14 protein-coding genes are annotated in these 14,398 nt (G+C 73.3%); 6 read left to right on the forward strand and 8 right to left on the reverse strand.

What is annotated here, in order from left to right:
• Positions 1-30 precede the first annotated feature (30 nt).
• On the reverse strand, positions 31-462 hold the full coding sequence (locus ADL05_RS12995; protein ID WP_053617193.1) for a PPOX class F420-dependent oxidoreductase: 432 nt from the start codon (positions 460-462) through the stop codon (positions 31-33).
• A 263-nt stretch (positions 463-725) separates the two neighbouring features.
• Here ADL05_RS12995 and ADL05_RS13000 point away from each other — a divergent pair, with 263 nt between their 5' ends.
• Positions 726-1,109: a MerR family transcriptional regulator gene (locus ADL05_RS13000; RefSeq protein WP_053617194.1), complete on the forward strand. Its 384-nt coding sequence runs from the start codon at positions 726-728 to the stop codon at positions 1,107-1,109.
• A 108-nt stretch (positions 1,110-1,217) separates the two neighbouring features.
• A complete protein-coding gene (locus ADL05_RS13005; RefSeq protein ID WP_053617195.1) occupies positions 1,218-2,408 on the forward strand; it encodes a magnesium and cobalt transport protein CorA in 1,191 nt (396 codons plus the stop codon).
• A gap of 138 nt (positions 2,409-2,546) precedes the next feature.
• Here ADL05_RS13005 and ADL05_RS13010 read toward each other — a convergent pair whose 3' ends face one another.
• Positions 2,547-3,134, reverse strand: coding sequence for a TetR/AcrR family transcriptional regulator (locus ADL05_RS13010; RefSeq protein WP_053617196.1), 588 nt, complete (start codon positions 3,132-3,134; stop codon positions 2,547-2,549).
• Between the two features lie 157 nt (positions 3,135-3,291).
• Positions 3,292-4,491, reverse strand: a complete 1,200-nt coding sequence (locus ADL05_RS13015) for a damage-control phosphatase ARMT1 family protein (protein ID WP_053617197.1) — start codon at positions 4,489-4,491, stop codon at positions 3,292-3,294.
• A 313-nt stretch (positions 4,492-4,804) separates the two neighbouring features.
• Between ADL05_RS13015 and ADL05_RS13020 the strand changes: the two genes are divergently transcribed.
• Positions 4,805-5,239, forward strand: coding sequence for a DUF5518 domain-containing protein (locus ADL05_RS13020; protein ID WP_053617198.1), 435 nt, complete (start codon positions 4,805-4,807; stop codon positions 5,237-5,239).
• 25 nt (positions 5,240-5,264) lie between these two features.
• Here ADL05_RS13020 and ADL05_RS13025 read toward each other — a convergent pair whose 3' ends face one another.
• Positions 5,265-5,564 (reverse strand): hypothetical protein, encoded by a 300-nt coding sequence (locus ADL05_RS13025; RefSeq protein ID WP_369800936.1) that lies wholly within the window; start codon positions 5,562-5,564, stop codon positions 5,265-5,267.
• 75 nt (positions 5,565-5,639) lie between these two features.
• On the opposite strand from ADL05_RS13025, the gene ADL05_RS13030 reads away from it, so the two are divergent.
• On the forward strand, positions 5,640-6,275 hold the full coding sequence (locus ADL05_RS13030) for a hypothetical protein (protein ID WP_053617228.1): 636 nt from the start codon (positions 5,640-5,642) through the stop codon (positions 6,273-6,275).
• 4 nt (positions 6,276-6,279) lie between these two features.
• Here the strand turns inward: ADL05_RS13030 and ADL05_RS13035 are convergent, their stop codons facing one another.
• Together ADL05_RS13035 and ADL05_RS13040 are read right to left on the reverse strand one after the other, a co-directional pair.
• Positions 6,280-6,792, reverse strand: coding sequence for a pyridoxamine 5'-phosphate oxidase family protein (locus ADL05_RS13035; protein WP_053617200.1), 513 nt, complete (start codon positions 6,790-6,792; stop codon positions 6,280-6,282).
• A gap of 300 nt (positions 6,793-7,092) precedes the next feature.
• Positions 7,093-8,364: a multidrug effflux MFS transporter gene (locus ADL05_RS13040; protein ID WP_369800937.1), complete on the reverse strand. Its 1,272-nt coding sequence runs from the start codon at positions 8,362-8,364 to the stop codon at positions 7,093-7,095.
• 499 nt (positions 8,365-8,863) lie between these two features.
• On the opposite strand from ADL05_RS13040, the gene ADL05_RS13045 reads away from it, so the two are divergent.
• Positions 8,864-11,464: a M14 family zinc carboxypeptidase gene (locus tag ADL05_RS13045; protein ID WP_197285787.1), complete on the forward strand. Its 2,601-nt coding sequence runs from the start codon at positions 8,864-8,866 to the stop codon at positions 11,462-11,464.
• 190 nt (positions 11,465-11,654) lie between these two features.
• On the opposite strand, the gene ADL05_RS13050 is transcribed toward ADL05_RS13045, so the two are convergent.
• Entirely contained in the window at positions 11,655-12,869 is a 1,215-nt protein-coding gene (locus ADL05_RS13050) for a CdaR family transcriptional regulator (protein WP_082376356.1), read from the reverse strand.
• A 307-nt stretch (positions 12,870-13,176) separates the two neighbouring features.
• Complete coding sequence (locus ADL05_RS13055; protein WP_053617202.1) at positions 13,177-13,578, reverse strand: nuclear transport factor 2 family protein; 402 nt, start codon at positions 13,576-13,578, stop codon at positions 13,177-13,179.
• A 105-nt stretch (positions 13,579-13,683) separates the two neighbouring features.
• On the opposite strand from ADL05_RS13055, the gene ADL05_RS13060 reads away from it, so the two are divergent.
• Complete coding sequence (locus tag ADL05_RS13060; protein ID WP_053617203.1) at positions 13,684-14,253, forward strand: PadR family transcriptional regulator; 570 nt, start codon at positions 13,684-13,686, stop codon at positions 14,251-14,253.
• The last annotated feature ends 145 nt before the right edge of the window (positions 14,254-14,398 follow it).

Here is a 14,398-nt window from a genome sequence, read left to right on the forward strand (position 1 = left end):
ACGCGGCCCCGGACGGGCGGGGACCGCCGGTCAGCGCAGGCGGGCGCCGTAGACGTGCTCGACCGGCATCGTCATCAGCACCCGGCGGTCGGAGACCATCACCGACCGGTACTCCGACCAGTCCGGGTGCTCCCCGGCGGCCGCCCGGTAGTAGTCGACCAGGGCGTCGACCTCGGGGCCGTCCGGGTCGGTCCCCGGCCCGGTGAGCGTCACCGTGCCCTCGGCGGTGGCCCACGAGCCCCCGTCGGCGCTGGTGACCTCCAGCGCGGCGCGCGGGTCGCGGCGCAGGTTGGCGGTCTTGGCCCGTCCCTCGGTCATCGACACGTAGAGGACCTCGGCCCCGCGGTCGTAGAACGGCATGACGGGCGAGAGCTGAGGGCGGCCGTCGGACTTGATCGTCGCCAGGACACCGAGCCTGCTCCCCGCGAGCAGGGCGCGGGGATCGAACGGGGTGGTGGTCATGTCAGGGTCCTCTTCCAGTGCGTCTTCCGACAGGTCACGACCGTACTCCCGGAGGGGCCCGCGCCAGTGGGATCGACACTGCCGTGCGATCGGCACCGCGCGGCCCCACCGCCGTGCCCCGGGGCCACCGGCCGGTCGGCGGCTGCCCACGGGGCAGGGGAGGCCGGCCGGCACCGCGAGCCCGTTCCCGTGGCGGTCCGTCGGGGTTCTGGCAGAATCCTGAACGTTCATACCGGTGTGAAGGTCAAGCGGAGGGCAGCGGTGTGCTGATCGGAGAACTCAGCAGGCGGACCGGCGTCCACGCCCACCAGTTGCGCTACTACGAGTCCCAGGGCCTGCTCGAACCCGGCCGCGGCTTCAACGGCTACCGCGAGTACGCCGACGACGCCGTCCTGACGGTCACCCAGATCCGCAGGCTCCTCGGCGCCGGGCTCTCCACCCAGGAGATCGCCGACCTGCTCCCGTGCGCCACCGGCGACGCCCCCGACCTCGAACCCTGCTCCGAACTCCTGGACACCCTGCGCGCCCGGCTGGAGGACCTGGACGAGCGCATCGACACGCTCGACCGCTCCCGCCGGGCCCTGCGCGCCTACATCGGCGCCGCCGAGCGGCGCGTGGCCCCTGGCCACGGCGCCGGAGCGTCCTAAGCTGGCACCGACGAGCAGTTCGACCTGGGAACAGGACCGCCGCCACCCGCCCCCGCCAGCGTTGGGCGACCCGGCGCCGTGGCACGCGTCCACCCGTGGGGGCCCGAGATGTCCGACTGGCGAGCACGCGCGGTGCGCAGGGGCAGGATTCCGTTCACGCGGTCTCCGCGGCGGTCCGGCGGCCCCGACCCGGGGCCGGGGCAGGACCCCGCTCCGGAGTGGTCGATGGACCCCCGGGCGACCGACGAGTCCGCGGTCTCCGAGGCGCCGCTGGAGCACAGCGTCGTGGACGCCGCGCTCTACCGCGACGGGGAGCGGGTCCGCACACCGGACAGCCTGGAGGAGATCTACCGGCGGTTGCCCGACGCACGCGGGTCCACCATGGCCTGGATCGGCCTGTACCGCCCGGCCGAGGCCCAGCTACAGGCCGCAGCCGAGCAGTTCAACCTGCACGAGCTCGCCGTGGAGGACGCCATCGTCGCCCACCAGCGCCCCAAGCTGGAACGGTACGGCGAGACCCTCTTCGTGGTCCTGCGCGCGGCCCGCTACGTCGACGAGACCGAGGAGGTCGAGTTCGGGGAGATCCACCTCTTCGTCGGCCGCGACTTCGTGCTCACCGTGCGGCACGCCGACGTCCCCGACCTGGCGTCGGTCCGCCGGCGGCTGGAGGAGGACCCCGCACTGCTGGCCCTGGGGCCTGAGTCCGTCCTGTACGCGGTCCTGGACGCCGTCGTCGACGGGTACGCCCCGGTGATCGCCGGACTCCAGCACGACGTCGACGAGATCGAGACCGAGGTCTTCAGCGGCGACCCGCGGGTCTCGCGCCGCATCTACGAGCTCTCCCGCGAGGTGATCGAGTTCCAGCGCGCCACCCGGCCGCTGCTGCGCATCACCGACGACCTCACCGCCGGGTTCGAGAAGTACGGCACCGACGAGGAGCTGCGGCGCAGGCTGCGCGACGTCGCCGACCACGCGACCACCGCCGCCGAGCGGGTCGACGGCTTCCGGCAGATGCTGCAGAACATCCTGGCCGTCAACGCCACCCTCGTCTCCCAGGCCCAGAACGAGGAGATGAAGCTCCTGGCCGAGGCCGGGCACTCCCAGAACAACGAACTCAAGCGGATCTCGTCGTGGGCGGCCATCCTCTTCGCCCCCACCCTGATCGGCACCGTCTACGGGATGAACTTCGACCGGATGCCCGAACTGGACTGGGCCTTCGGCTACCCGTTCTCGCTCGGACTGATGGCCCTGGTGTGCGTGGGGCTGTACGTGGCGTTCAAACGCCGCGACTGGCTCTGAGCGGGGGCCGGTCCGCAGTACCGGTCACGCGAAGCGATCCGGCGGCACCGGCCCGCCGGCACCGGATCGTCGGCGCTCAACCGTCCGCGATCGTTCGGTGGCGCTCAGGCGTCCGCGTCCGCGACCGGTCGGTCGCGCTCAGGCGTCCGCGACCGCGGACCGCATCAGGGACTCCAGCTCCAGGGTGACGTCGTCCAGCGGGCCGATGTCGCGCTGCGCGCGGCACAGCGCCACCGTCCCCTCCACCGACGCCACGACCAGGGCGGCCAGGCGCGCCGCGCGGGCGGGTTCGGCCCCGTGCTCGCACAGGGACGCGGCCAGCAGCTCCTGCCAGCCCGTGAGTACTTCGGCCGCCGCGGCCAGTGCCTCCGAGGACCCGTCCCGTGGCGGCTCCTCCACCGCCACGGCCAGCACCGGGCAGCCCGCACGGAAGTCGCTGTCGATCACCGTGCGCCTCCACTCCCGCAGGAACGCCCGCAGCCCCGCCACCGGCCCCGCCCGCAGCTCCTCGGCCAGGCCGTGGCCCACGACCACTCCGGCGAAGCGCACGGCCTCGGCGGCCAACTGCTGCTTGCCGCGAGGAAAGTAGTGGTAGGTCGAGCCCAGGGGTGTGCCGCTGTGCGCGGCCAGCTCCCGCACCGAGGTGGCGGCCAGCCCGCGCCGCCGGATCATGTCGGCCGCCCCGGCGACCATGCGCCCGCGGGCGTCCGCGCCCTCCTTCACCATGGGCGCTCCCTCCCCGGTCGGCGACCCTTCGCATCCGCCCCAGATTATCGCGATACCGCCGACGCCCGGAGGCCGTACTTCTTCGATCCGTGGGCGGGTGATGCGGCGCGGGGACCGGACCGGGATCGGGGTCAGGCTCGGGGGCGCCCGGCCGCGGTCAGGTCCCGGCGAGCTGGACCAGGGCGTGCGTGCCGCTGGTCCGCCACGCCGGTTCGCCGGCCTCCAGTTCGTCCACCGTGGTCCTGTCCACCCCGGTCACCACGTCGGACTTGAGCGTGCGCAGCGCCGCCACCGGGCCGGGGAAGTAGGCGGTGACCGCGGCGAAGGGGGTCGTGGCGGGCCAGTGGCGGTCGCCGACCAGGCGCCGGTAGTTGAGGTCCCCCTTCATCAGGGTCACCGACGCCGAGGCGAACTCCTCGGCCAGGTCCCCGGGCATGTCCCGGTAGGGGAGCGGTGCGCAGGAGAAGGCGTGCGCCCGCACCCGCAGCCGCCCGTGGACCATCGCCCGCCACAGCCGGGTGCCGATGTGCTCGGCCGCGCCGCCCGCCGCGCACAGGTGGCGCAGACCGTCCAGGACGTCCGCCGTGGTGGCGTCGGAGACGTAGTACGGGCCCGGCTTGACGTGCAGCACGACCTCACGGGCACGGTCGGTGGTCAACAGCGTGTCGATGAGGACGAGATCCGGCAGGAGTTCGCGGCCCGCGTTGTCGGCCACCAGGCAGACCCGTCCGCCCGCGCGGTCCTCCAGCAGTTCCCACAGCCGGGCCGAGTCGTCGGCCACCAGGCCCGAGGCCGCGGCACCCGTGTCGCCGCCGCCCACCTGGAAGCCGAGGTCGGCCCGGTTGCCCCACAGCGACGACCGCAGCAGGGCCTGGTCCCGGTCGCGCGGCGCGAGGTCGGCGAGGGAGTCGAGGGCCGCGGTCTCGGCCGCGGCCTCCGGGCCGGTCAGCTCCGCGCGCTTGAAGGGGGCGAACGGGTCCACGCCCTGCCACGGGCCGGGTACGAAGTAGTCCAGTGCCCCGAGCAGGCGGCGGTAGAAGTAGCTCTCCGCCCACAGGAAGGGCGCCCGCGTCCAGGGTGTGCCGACGTGGTCGGCCAGGCCCCACTCCCGCCACGCGCGGTGGTCGTGCGCGTCCTCGTCCAAGGGCGCGATGACCCCTTCGGTGGCCTCCTCCCGCAGGTCCGACAGCCGCGCGCGCAGCTCCGGCGGGTAGGGGAGTGCGTCGGCGACCCTGCGGATCAGCGCAGGGTGGCGCTCGCACATCACGCTCCGGGGGAAGGAACCGGGCACGGCGCCGGTGATCACGTCGGCGTCGGGCAGCGCGGTCGGGACGGCTCGGCGTGACTCTTCGGGCATGGTGCGGCTCCTGCGTCGGTCGTGTCGTGCTCGTCGGGCGGGCTCGGCGGTCGGGCGTGCCGGACGGGTCGGGCGCGTTGGTCCGGTCGGGCGGGCCCGATGTGTCCGGTGCTCCGCACCGGCCCAGGGGGCCGAGCGGGGCGCCGAGGGCGGCCACCTCCATCCTCCCCCGAGGGCGACGGGACCATTGGTCGAATCGCAATCATCACGACTGCACAATCGGCCGTCGAATGGGCAGAATGACAGGTAGGACCGGCGGAGATCCGCGGTTCGAAGGGTCCACGGGCACCGCTGGTCGTGGGAGGTGAGATTCATGTCCACGATCGCTCACGCGCGTTCCCACGCGATGACGCACGCCTGGCGCGGCGCGGTCGCCGGTATCGTCGGCGGCATCGTCTTCGGGATCGTGATGGCGATGACCGGAATGCTGCCGATGGTCGCCATGCTGGTCGGCAGCGACAACGCCGTCATCGGTGCGGTGGTCCACCTGGCCATCGCGGCCGCGATCGGTGTGCTGTTCGGACTGCTCGCAGGAGCCATCGGCGACAGGGTGTGGCCGGTGATGGCCGCGGGGCTGGTCTACGGAGTGGCCTGGTGGGTGGTCGGCGGGTTGGTGCTGATGCCCGCGTTCCTCGGCATGGCACTGTTCCCCATGGGCGCGACGTCCATGTGGAGCCTGTTCGGCCACGCCCTCTTCGGGCTGGTGGCCGGTGCCACGCTCTACGGACTGAGCCGCAACGAGGCCTGAGCCCCTTTGGGGACCCCGACGCTCCTCAGGAGCGGCCCCTCGTCAGCACCGTGCCCCGCACGGTGCTGACCTTGTCCCGCACGCGTGCGAGCGCGTCCCGGACCCGGACCAGCGGGCCGCCGCGCACCGCCTCCGGCACGGGGACGGGGCCGGGCGGCTCCGTGCCCTCCGCGACCGGGGACGCCTCGGCCACACGCTCGCGCAGCCGGTCCCGGACCTGGTCGGGAGTGTAGGCGCGACGCTTGCGCTCGTCGCGGGCGATCGCCACACCGGTGGCCGCCACTCCCGCGAACGCGGCCACACCGAGAACCTTCCACCAACGCATGCCCTCACGCTACAGCCATGAGCGCGCGCCGGGTGGCGCCGGCGGGGGTAGGTTCGGAACGTGACAGGTTCGAGCATCACCCTGGACAGGGCACTGGAGATCACCCGCACCGGCGACGCCTGGGTGTTCCGCGGAACCAGCGTGGCCGACCGCGCCATCCAGATCACCACGAACAGCCCCGTGAACCACGTGGGCATGTCTGTCGTCGTCGACGACCTCCCGCCGCTGATGTGGCACGCCGAACTGGGCCGGTCGCTCACCGACATGTGGACCGGAAGCCACCACCGCGGCGTGCAGCTGCACGACCTGCGCGACGCGGTCCTGGTGTGGGGTCGCCGCTACGGCCAGAAGGCGTGGCTGCGCCAGCTCGACCCCGTGGCCGACACGGCCATGGAGGACGCGGTCCTGCGCACGGTCGCCCGGCTGGACGGCACGCCCTTCCCCTCCTCGGCGCGGATGGCCGGACGGTGGCTGCGCGGCCGGGTGCCGCTGCGCCGCCTGCCGTTGGCGCGGCGCGAGCGGGAGCGCACGCTGGAGAGCACCTACTGCGCGGAGGTGGTGGCCCTGACCTACGAGGCGATGGGCCTGCTGCCGTCCGGGCGCCGGCCCGGCTACTACGATCCGGGGCGGTTCTGGAGCGGGGACTCCCTGCGCCTGGAGGGCGGTGCCCGGCTCGGCGGCGAGATCCAGGTGGACCTGCCCGAGTCCTGACTCCTCAGCCGTCGAAGGTCCACCGGGTGGGGCCGTGGCCGAGGTCGTCCCCGGCGGGGAAGGCGTACACCGCCGCGGGCGCGATCGCGTACGCGCGGTAGGGCGGCGGGCCCGCGGTCGGCGCGCCCTGCGAGCCGGTGAGGAAGCCGTCCCCGGGGGTCGGTGCCCATCCGTACCGGTCGGCGTAGGCCAGCGCCACCCGCTCCAGCGGCTCGGCGTCCAGGACCGGTTCGGCCGTCCCCTCGACGACGGCGTGCAGGCGGCCGGTGTCCAGGGCGAGGCTGACCCGGGCGTCCCGGACCAGACGGCGGGACTTGGCCGTGCCCTCGCCCGAGGCGAAGCACGCGCGCCCGTCGACCCACACCGCCAGGACCGGCCGGGTGTGCGGCCCTCCGTCGCGGCGGGTGGTCGTCAGCCAGGCGGTTCCGGCGGTCTCCTCCAGGTGTGCCAGGACGTCCGTCCAGGCGCCGGGGGGTTCGTCGGTCAGGGACGCGGCGCGGGGGGCCGGCAGTGCCATCAAGGCTCCTTCGTTCGGCACTCGGTGTGCGTGCGTCACGCTAGCCTCCGGCGCCGACAGAACCTGTGCGCCACACCGGCCTCGGGCGGTGACCAGGTTCCTGTGAGTGCCGGCCTTCGACGGTGACCAGGTTCCTGCGCGCCACACCGGCCTGCGGTGGGCGCCCGGTCTCACGTGTCGCGTCGGCCTTCGACGGTGACCAGGTTCCTGCGCGCCACACCGGCCTGCGGTGGGCGCCCGGTCTCACGTGTCGCGTCGGCCTCCGACGGCGACCAGGTTCCCTCACCGCGCGCGCCGGTCTCAGGCGGCGGCCAGGCTCATGCGCCGTGCGCGCAGGGCGAAGCCCGCGAAGACCACGGCCGCGCCGACGGCGGTGGCCAGCATGACCGTGGTCATGCTGGACAGGGTGACCGGACCGGACATGCCCGCGGTGGCGGCCAGGCCGGAGCCGATCCCGAACTGCAGCGTGCCCAGCAGCGCCGATCCGCTCCCGGCCCGCGCGGCCGACTGCCCCGACAGGGCCAGCGCGGTGGCGTTGGGCGAGATCAGGCCGGTGAACACCATCATGACGAACAGGGCGGCGGTCACCGAGACCAGGTCGGCGCTCCCGGCGGCCTCCAGAGCGCCGATGGCCAGGACCGACAGGACGGCCCCGCCCAGGCCGAGCAGGAGTCGGCGGTGGATCTCCAGACGGCGGATCAACGCCACGTTGACCTGGTTGCCCAGGATCATCCCGAGGGTGGTGACGGCGAAGACCAGGCTGAACTCCTGCGCGCTGGCCCCGAACCGCGACTGCGACACGAAGGAGAACGTGGAGATGTAGGTGAAGCTCATCCCGAAGCTCAGCGCGAGCGTGAGCGTGGGGCCCACGAAGCGCACGTCGCGCAGCAGCTCACCGAACACCCGCAGCTGCTCGCCCACACCGATCCGGCGGCGCTGGTCGGCCGGCAGGCTCTCGGGCAGGGCGAAGTGGACGAGGACGAGCGTCACGAGCCCGGCGGCCCCGAGCGCGCCGAACACGATCTGCCAGGAGCCCAGGAACAGCAGCTGGCCGCCGATGACGGGGCCGAGCATGGGTGCCAGACCGGCGATCAGCACCAGCCGGGAGAAGAACGTCGCGGCGGCCTCTCCGTCGAAGACGTCGCGGACCACGGCGCGGGAGATCACGAGCCCGGCGGCGGCCGAGGCCCCCTGCACCAGGCGCAGCACGCTGAACACTGCCACGTCGGGCACGAACATGATGGCGAACGTGGCCGCTGTGAACACGCCCAGGCCGATGAGCAGGGGACCGCGTCGGCCCCAGCGGTCGCTGAGCGGGCCGATGACGAGCTGGCCCAGGGCCAGTCCGGCCATGACCGAGGTCAGGGTGAGCTTGACGCTCGCCTCGCTGGTGCCCAGGTCGGTGGCGATCTGCGGCAGCGCGGGCAGGTACAGGTCGGTCGCGAGCGGACCGATGGCGGAGAGCGCGCCCAGGACGGCGACGAGCAGCAGGGCGCGGCGGCGCGTCAGGGTGGTCGCGGCGGGGCGGCGCTCGGCGACCGTCTCGCGGCCGGTGCCGGGCGCGGTGGCCACCGGCTCCCGGTCGGCGGTCACCGCGGCGGTGTCGGTCAGGGGCGCGGCGGCCGTGGGGGCGCGGCGCTCGGGGCGTGTGGACAGCAGTGTCACAGGGAGCTCCAGGGCATGGCGAACGGAGGTCGAGCGAGATCAGGGGCGCCGTGAACCGCCTGGGGCGGGGCGCGGAAGAAGCGATCCCTACGGGGACGCACCCCGGCTCCAACATGCGATCAGGGGAGTGCAATCCCGGCTTTGCCAAGCTGTCCGCGTGATCCGTATTACCAATGGCGAATCCCTTGGGCACAGGCGTTTTCGCGCTTCTGTGACCACTGGCATGGTCATGGGACGACCGGCCGGTCACCAGGTGCTGGTAGCCGCCGCGCCACGCACGACACCGTGCGCCCCCGAGGCGGTCCGCGACCGACGGAAGGTCGCCCGAAACACGGTTTTCATCGCTGGACGTCTTGTTCCGGCCCCGGTCCGGCGATAGGAACGGGGAGACCACAGGAGGACCCCCGTGCAACGACCCCCAGCGCCCCCGGCACCGCACCGGCGCCCACTGACCGGTACGCTCACCGCCCTCGTGGCCGTCGGCGTGCTCGCCCTGCCCGCCGCCCCCGCCGTCGCCGACCCCGGCCCCGGCCGTGAGTCCGGCAACGGCCCCGACCGCAACGAGGTCGCGGCGGGGACCGAGGCCCTCACCGGGGCGGGTCCGCGCGCCCTCGCCGCGCCGGGCGCGGCTCCGCCCGCCGTCGGCGTGGACCCCGACGACGCCTACCCCCGCCGGACCGAACTTCCTCTGCACCCCGAGGACTCCGACGACCACTCGGTCAAGCTCGGGCTCGTGCCCTACCACGACATCGCGCCGACCCTCAACGACCTCCAGGACGCCTCCGACCGGGTGAGCGCGGAGATCGTCGGCACGTCTGTGGAGGGACGGGACCTGTACCTCGTCACGGTCACCGAGCCCGAGACCCGCGGCGAGGCTCGCCAGCAGCAGAGGATGCGCGAACTCATCGCCGACGACCCGGCCCGGGCGGCGCGCGACCGCACCCTGGCCGAGCGGTACAAGTCGCCGGTGTTCGTCAACGCCAACATCCACGGCAACGAGTGGGAGGGCACCGACGCCGCCCTGCGCACCGTCGAGGAACTGGCCGACGCGGAGGACGAGGCGACCGCGGAACTGCTCGCGGGCGCCCGCCTGTACTTCGTGGTGAGCGCCAACCCGGACGGCCGGGTGGCCGGACGGCGCGCGAACGCCGCCGGATTCGACCTCAACCGGGACTTCGTCACCGCCTCCCAGCCCGAGACGGTGGCCGTGCGCCAGGTCATGCAGGACACCCAGCCGCTGGTGATGCTCGACCAGCACGGGTACGTCAACGGCACGCTCATCGAGCCGGCCACGCCCCCGCACGGGCAGAACTACGAGTACGACCTGTACATCAAGCACACCTACGCCAACGCGCTGGACATGGAGGAGGCGATCGGCGCACTCGGCTACACACCCGAGGACGACGGCGTGGAACCGCCGCAGATCCCCTTCCGCGACTGGGAGGACGGCTGGGACGACTGGCCGCCGATCTTCACACCCATGTACGCCCCCTACCAGGGCGCGGTCGCCTCGGCCACGATCGAGTTCCCGATGCGGGTGAACAACGCCGACTACGACCGGCTCGGCGAGGAGGAGCTCCGGCGCAGGTCGGCGATCAACACCGACATCTCCGCCGCGACGATCGAGGCCACGCTCTCCTACGTCCAGGATCACCGCGACGAGCTCGTCGGCGACCAGATCGAGGTGTTCCGCCGGGGCGCGGCCGGTGAGGAGCAGGTCGTTCCACCGGAGGAGTGGGTGCCCGGCTTCGGGCCCGAGGACGTGTGGACGACCGACTTCCCGCGCGCCTACGTCATCCCCGCCGGGCAGGAGCAGCCCTCGGCCACGGCCGCCGCCCGCCTGGTGGACTTCCTGGTCGCCAACGACGTGCGCGTGGAGCGCGCGGACCGGGCGTTCACCGTCGACGGCGGCGAGTACCCGGCCGGGTCCTACGTCGTGGACATGCACCAGCCCAAACGCGGTATGGCCAACGTCCTGCTGGAGGACGGGCGGGACATCAGCCACGACATCGGCGCGATGTACGACATCTCCGGGTGGAGCCACGGGCTGCTCTGGGGCGCCGACGTCGTGGCGGTCCAGGAGGAGGCGGGGGTGTCGACCGAGCCCGTCACCGTCGCCTCGCCCACCGGATCGGTTGCCGAGGCCGGAGCGGGCGGCTGGGAACTGCGTCTGGACGACGGCGCCGAGGTCGCCGCGCTCAACGACCTGCTCGCCTCCGGCACGGACGTGGCCTGGAACGGACACGGGGGCGTGATCGTGCCCGCGGACGCCGACGCCGCCGGGCTCGCCGACCGGTACGGGGTGAGGTTCCGGGCCGCCGAAGGCGGCGGTCCGGGGGAGGCCGTGGTGTCGGGAACGCCGACCGTGGCGGTCGCGGGAGCCGCCGACGAGGTGTTCACCCTCGACGAGATGGGCTTCGACCTGCGGCCGGTGTCCACGTCGGTGCTCAACGCCGGGTTCGACTGGAGCGGCGTGGACGTGCTGTACGTGGCGAGCGGGCTGGTCTACGCCGACCTCGACGCGCACGCGCGTGCCGACCTGGACGCCTTCCTGGCCGACGGCGGCGTGGTCGCCCGAGGAGTCGCCGGGGCCCGCTTCAACGAGCAGGCGGGACTGCTGGACGCCACCCGGCGGTCCGCGCGCTCGGACGCCAACGGCGTCGTGCGGGTGAGCGGGGGCGACGGTGTGCTGGCGGGGACCGGCGGACACGCGTTCGTCTACGGGCCGGGCTGGTTCACCGACCTCGGCGACGGGGTGGTCGTGGAGCAGTCCTACGCGCGGGAGGCACCGCTGGTCGCCGGGCACTGGCGGCCGGACCGCAACGGGGCCGGCGGCCAGGCGGACGCCGCCGGGCAGGCGTCCGTGGTCAGCGGAGTCGCAGAGCGGGGCGCGTCGGTGGTGCTGTTCGGCACCGAGCCGCTGTTCCGCAACCACCCCAAGGGGATGTTCGGGCAGGTCGCCCAGGCCGTGTACTGGAGCGCGTCGGCCGAGAACGGGCGCCCGTAGGCGGGGCCTTCGGTCCCTTCGGTGCGCTCCCTCGTGCCCGCGCCGTCGCTCGGCAGCGTCCTCAGGGGACGCCTTTGGCGCGGCCCTTCGTGGGCCCGGACCGCACCCGGTAGTCCCCGAAAGGCGGGACCGCTCACCTCTCTCCCCCGGAGGGCCCGGTGAGCGGCCTGCCAGGGCCCGTCAGGCGTGGTCAGGAGTCCGCGGCGCGGGTCAGGGTGTGGGCGTACAGGGCGATCTCCAGCTCGAACCGGCGCTCGGCGTCGTCCAGGTCCGGGCCGAAGAGGTCGCGGATCCGCCGCAGCCGGTAGCGCACCGTCTGCGGGTGCACGTAGAGGTGCTCGGCCACCCGGTTGGCGTTGTGCGCGTGGCGCAGCCAGGACAGCAGGGTCTCGGCCAGCCGGTCGGCCTGGGCCGGGGGCAGGTCCGCCAGCGGGGCCAGCCGGGTCCGGCACAGCACGTCGAGCAGGTCGCGGTCGGCGAACAGCGCCAGCGTCGCCAGGTGGTCGGAGCAGCGGATGAGGCCGCCGGTGTCCAGAACGCCCCGCTGTCCGAGTTCCAGGGCCTTCTGTGCGTAGCGCAGGGAGAGCGGAAGCCGGCTGAGCGGAACGGTCGGCCCGATCGCGGCGATCCGGCCCGACAGGGCGGCGTCGAGCACGCGCTGCCGTCCCGGGCCGTCCGGGTCGGGCATGACCAGGTGGGCGTCGAGCCAGGTGACGTCGGTGAGGACGTCGGGGGGCAGGGAGGGGGCGCCGGGCTCGGCGTTCTCACCGTCGGCCACGACCACGGCGGCGGCGGTCTGGGGCAGCTGCCAGCCGAGCATGCGGGCGTGGTGGGCGATGGTCTCCGGCGGGGCCGAGGGCTCGTTGAGCAGGAGCCGGACCAGGCGCCCGCGCTGGCGTTCCAGCTCCTCGCTGCGCTGGGCCTGGGCCTCGGCGTAGCCCTCCGTGGAGGCCACGGCCAGTTCGTCCATGTGGAAGAAGATCGCGTCGGCGATGCGGAAGAGCGTGTCCGGGCTGATGCCGAGCGTCTCGCGGTGGTCGGTGAGGAAGCGGAACGACATCCGCGATCCCACCCGCAGGGCCGACTGCAGGCCGTCGAGGTTGCGGCCGTCGCGCAGTTCCGCGCGGCCCAGGTCGCGGAACCGGTCCAGGAGGGGTTCGCGCGGGCTGTCGGGCGCCTCGACGAGGTCCCAGAACCGGTGCACCGCCAGGGACACGCCCTCGGACAGGCGGCGTCCGAGATCGCTGTCGGGCGGCATGTCGAACTCGGGGTAGAGGCGGCGGATCTCCTTGACGATCAGCTCGGTGCCGTTCGCGAGATGGGGGCGGGTCCGGTGAGCGAGTTCCGGGGGGATGTGCCGGGCGGGGTGTTCGACCGCCCCGGGCTGGAAGGAACCGGTCGTCACGCGTGTCTCCTCGTCCCTGCCGTCGCACCTGGTCGACCGACACTAGACACGTCGCGGGCGCGGCGGTACCCCCGTGGGGGCCAAGACCGGGGCGGTGGGATTGTCATGCGGGTGACAAGGCGGAGCCGGAGGGCGGCGCGGGGGCGGGCGGACCGGGCCGGGGCCGAGGCGGCGCACTCACGGAGATGACTAACCCGTGAGTAGTCTCCGTGCCTGGTGGGGTCCGCGTGCCTGGTGGGGTCCGCGTGCCCGGTGGGGTCCGCGTGCCCGGTGGGGTCCGCGTGCCTGGTGGGGCCCACGCGCCCGGTCAATCCCGCGTACCCTCCGCCGCCTCGCGGGTGATCTGGTCGAACTGCGCCCCCATGGCCTCGGCGAGCGCGGTGGCGGCGCTGAGCGGGCGGACCATGACCGTGAACTCGTCGATCAGGCCGTCCTCGTCCACGTGCAGGAAGTCGCAGCCCTGGATCTCCCGGTCGCCGACGCGGGCGCGAAAGACCAGGGCGTGGTCGCGCCCGCCGGGGTCGGCGATCTCGCGCTCGTAGCGGAAGTCCTCGAACACGCGCAGGACACCGCGCAGGATCGCGGCGGTGATGGCCTTGCCCGGGTAGGGGCGGAAGACGACGGGGCTGGTGAAGACGACGTCCTCGGACAGCAGGGCCGCCATGGCGTCGGGGTCCCGGGCCTCCACGGCCGCGCGGAAGGGGTGCATGGGGCGCTCCATAGTCAACTTGTTGAATAGGTGAAAGGGAAGATAGCACGCCAGGACGCGATTAGTCACGGAAGTGAATAGTCACCGTCGCACTAGAGTGAGGCCATGGCTCTGCGCAACGCGGTACTGGCCGCCCTCCTGGAGGGCCCCGCCTCCGGATACGACCTCGCCAAGATCTTCGACGCCTCGGTGGGCAACTTCTGGATGGCCACCCCGCAGCAGCTCTACCGCGAACTGGAGCGGATGGAGGCGGACGGGCTCATCGAGGCCACCGTGGTCGAACAGAGCCGCCGTCCCAACAAGCGGGTGTTCACCGCGACCGCGGAGGGGGAGCGGGTCCTGCGCGCGTTCACGGCGCGGGCCCCCAGGCCGACCGCGATCCGCGACGAACTCATGGTGCAGGTGCAGTCGGTGGACGCGGGCGACGCCGAGGCCGTCCGGGCGGCCGTCGCCGAACGCGTGGAGTGGTCGAGCGCCAAACTCGCCCGCTACGAACGGCTCCGCCTGCGCGAACTCGACGGGCGCACCGAGGAGGAGCACCTCGCCCGCGGCGAGCGGGTGGGGCCGTACCTGACCGTGCGGCGCGGGATCTCCCTGGAACAGGAGAACGTCCGCTGGGGCGAGTGGGTGCTCACCGTCCTCGACCGACGCGCCGCCGCCCGCCGGTCCGACTGAACCCGGTCCGACTGAACCCGGTCTGACAGAATCCGGTCCGACAGAATGGGACCGCGTATTCTTCGCTCGATCGTGGATTCCGGCCGAGAGGCCGTGTTACTCTGGCCGAGTCGGCGGCGGGAAAAGAAAAGCGCGCGTTCGCCTT

This window comes from Nocardiopsis sp. NRRL B-16309 (assembly GCF_001279585.1).
GTDB lineage: Bacteria > Actinomycetota > Actinomycetes > Streptosporangiales > Streptosporangiaceae > Nocardiopsis.

What these genes read in the sequence shown, in the direction of transcription:
- ADL05_RS13020 (WP_053617198.1), top strand. Translation starts at nt 4,805, where the DNA reads ATGTCCACGATCGCTCACGCGCGTTCCCACGCGATGACGCACGCCTGG.
- ADL05_RS13025 (WP_369800936.1), bottom strand. Translation starts at nt 5,564, where the DNA reads ATGCGTTGGTGGAAGGTTCTCGGTGTGGCCGCGTTCGCGGGAGTGGCG.
- ADL05_RS13055 (WP_053617202.1), bottom strand. Translation starts at nt 13,578, where the DNA reads ATGCACCCCTTCCGCGCGGCCGTGGAGGCCCGGGACCCCGACGCCATG.
- ADL05_RS13010 (WP_053617196.1), bottom strand. Translation starts at nt 3,134, where the DNA reads ATGGTGAAGGAGGGCGCGGACGCCCGCGGGCGCATGGTCGCCGGGGCG.
- ADL05_RS13060 (WP_053617203.1), top strand. Translation starts at nt 13,684, where the DNA reads ATGGCTCTGCGCAACGCGGTACTGGCCGCCCTCCTGGAGGGCCCCGCC.
- ADL05_RS12995 (WP_053617193.1), bottom strand. Translation starts at nt 462, where the DNA reads ATGACCACCACCCCGTTCGATCCCCGCGCCCTGCTCGCGGGGAGCAGG.
- ADL05_RS13015 (WP_053617197.1), bottom strand. Translation starts at nt 4,491, where the DNA reads ATGCCCGAAGAGTCACGCCGAGCCGTCCCGACCGCGCTGCCCGACGCC.
- ADL05_RS13035 (WP_053617200.1), bottom strand. Translation starts at nt 6,792, where the DNA reads ATGGCACTGCCGGCCCCCCGCGCCGCGTCCCTGACCGACGAACCCCCC.
- ADL05_RS13005 (WP_053617195.1), top strand. Translation starts at nt 1,218, where the DNA reads ATGTCCGACTGGCGAGCACGCGCGGTGCGCAGGGGCAGGATTCCGTTC.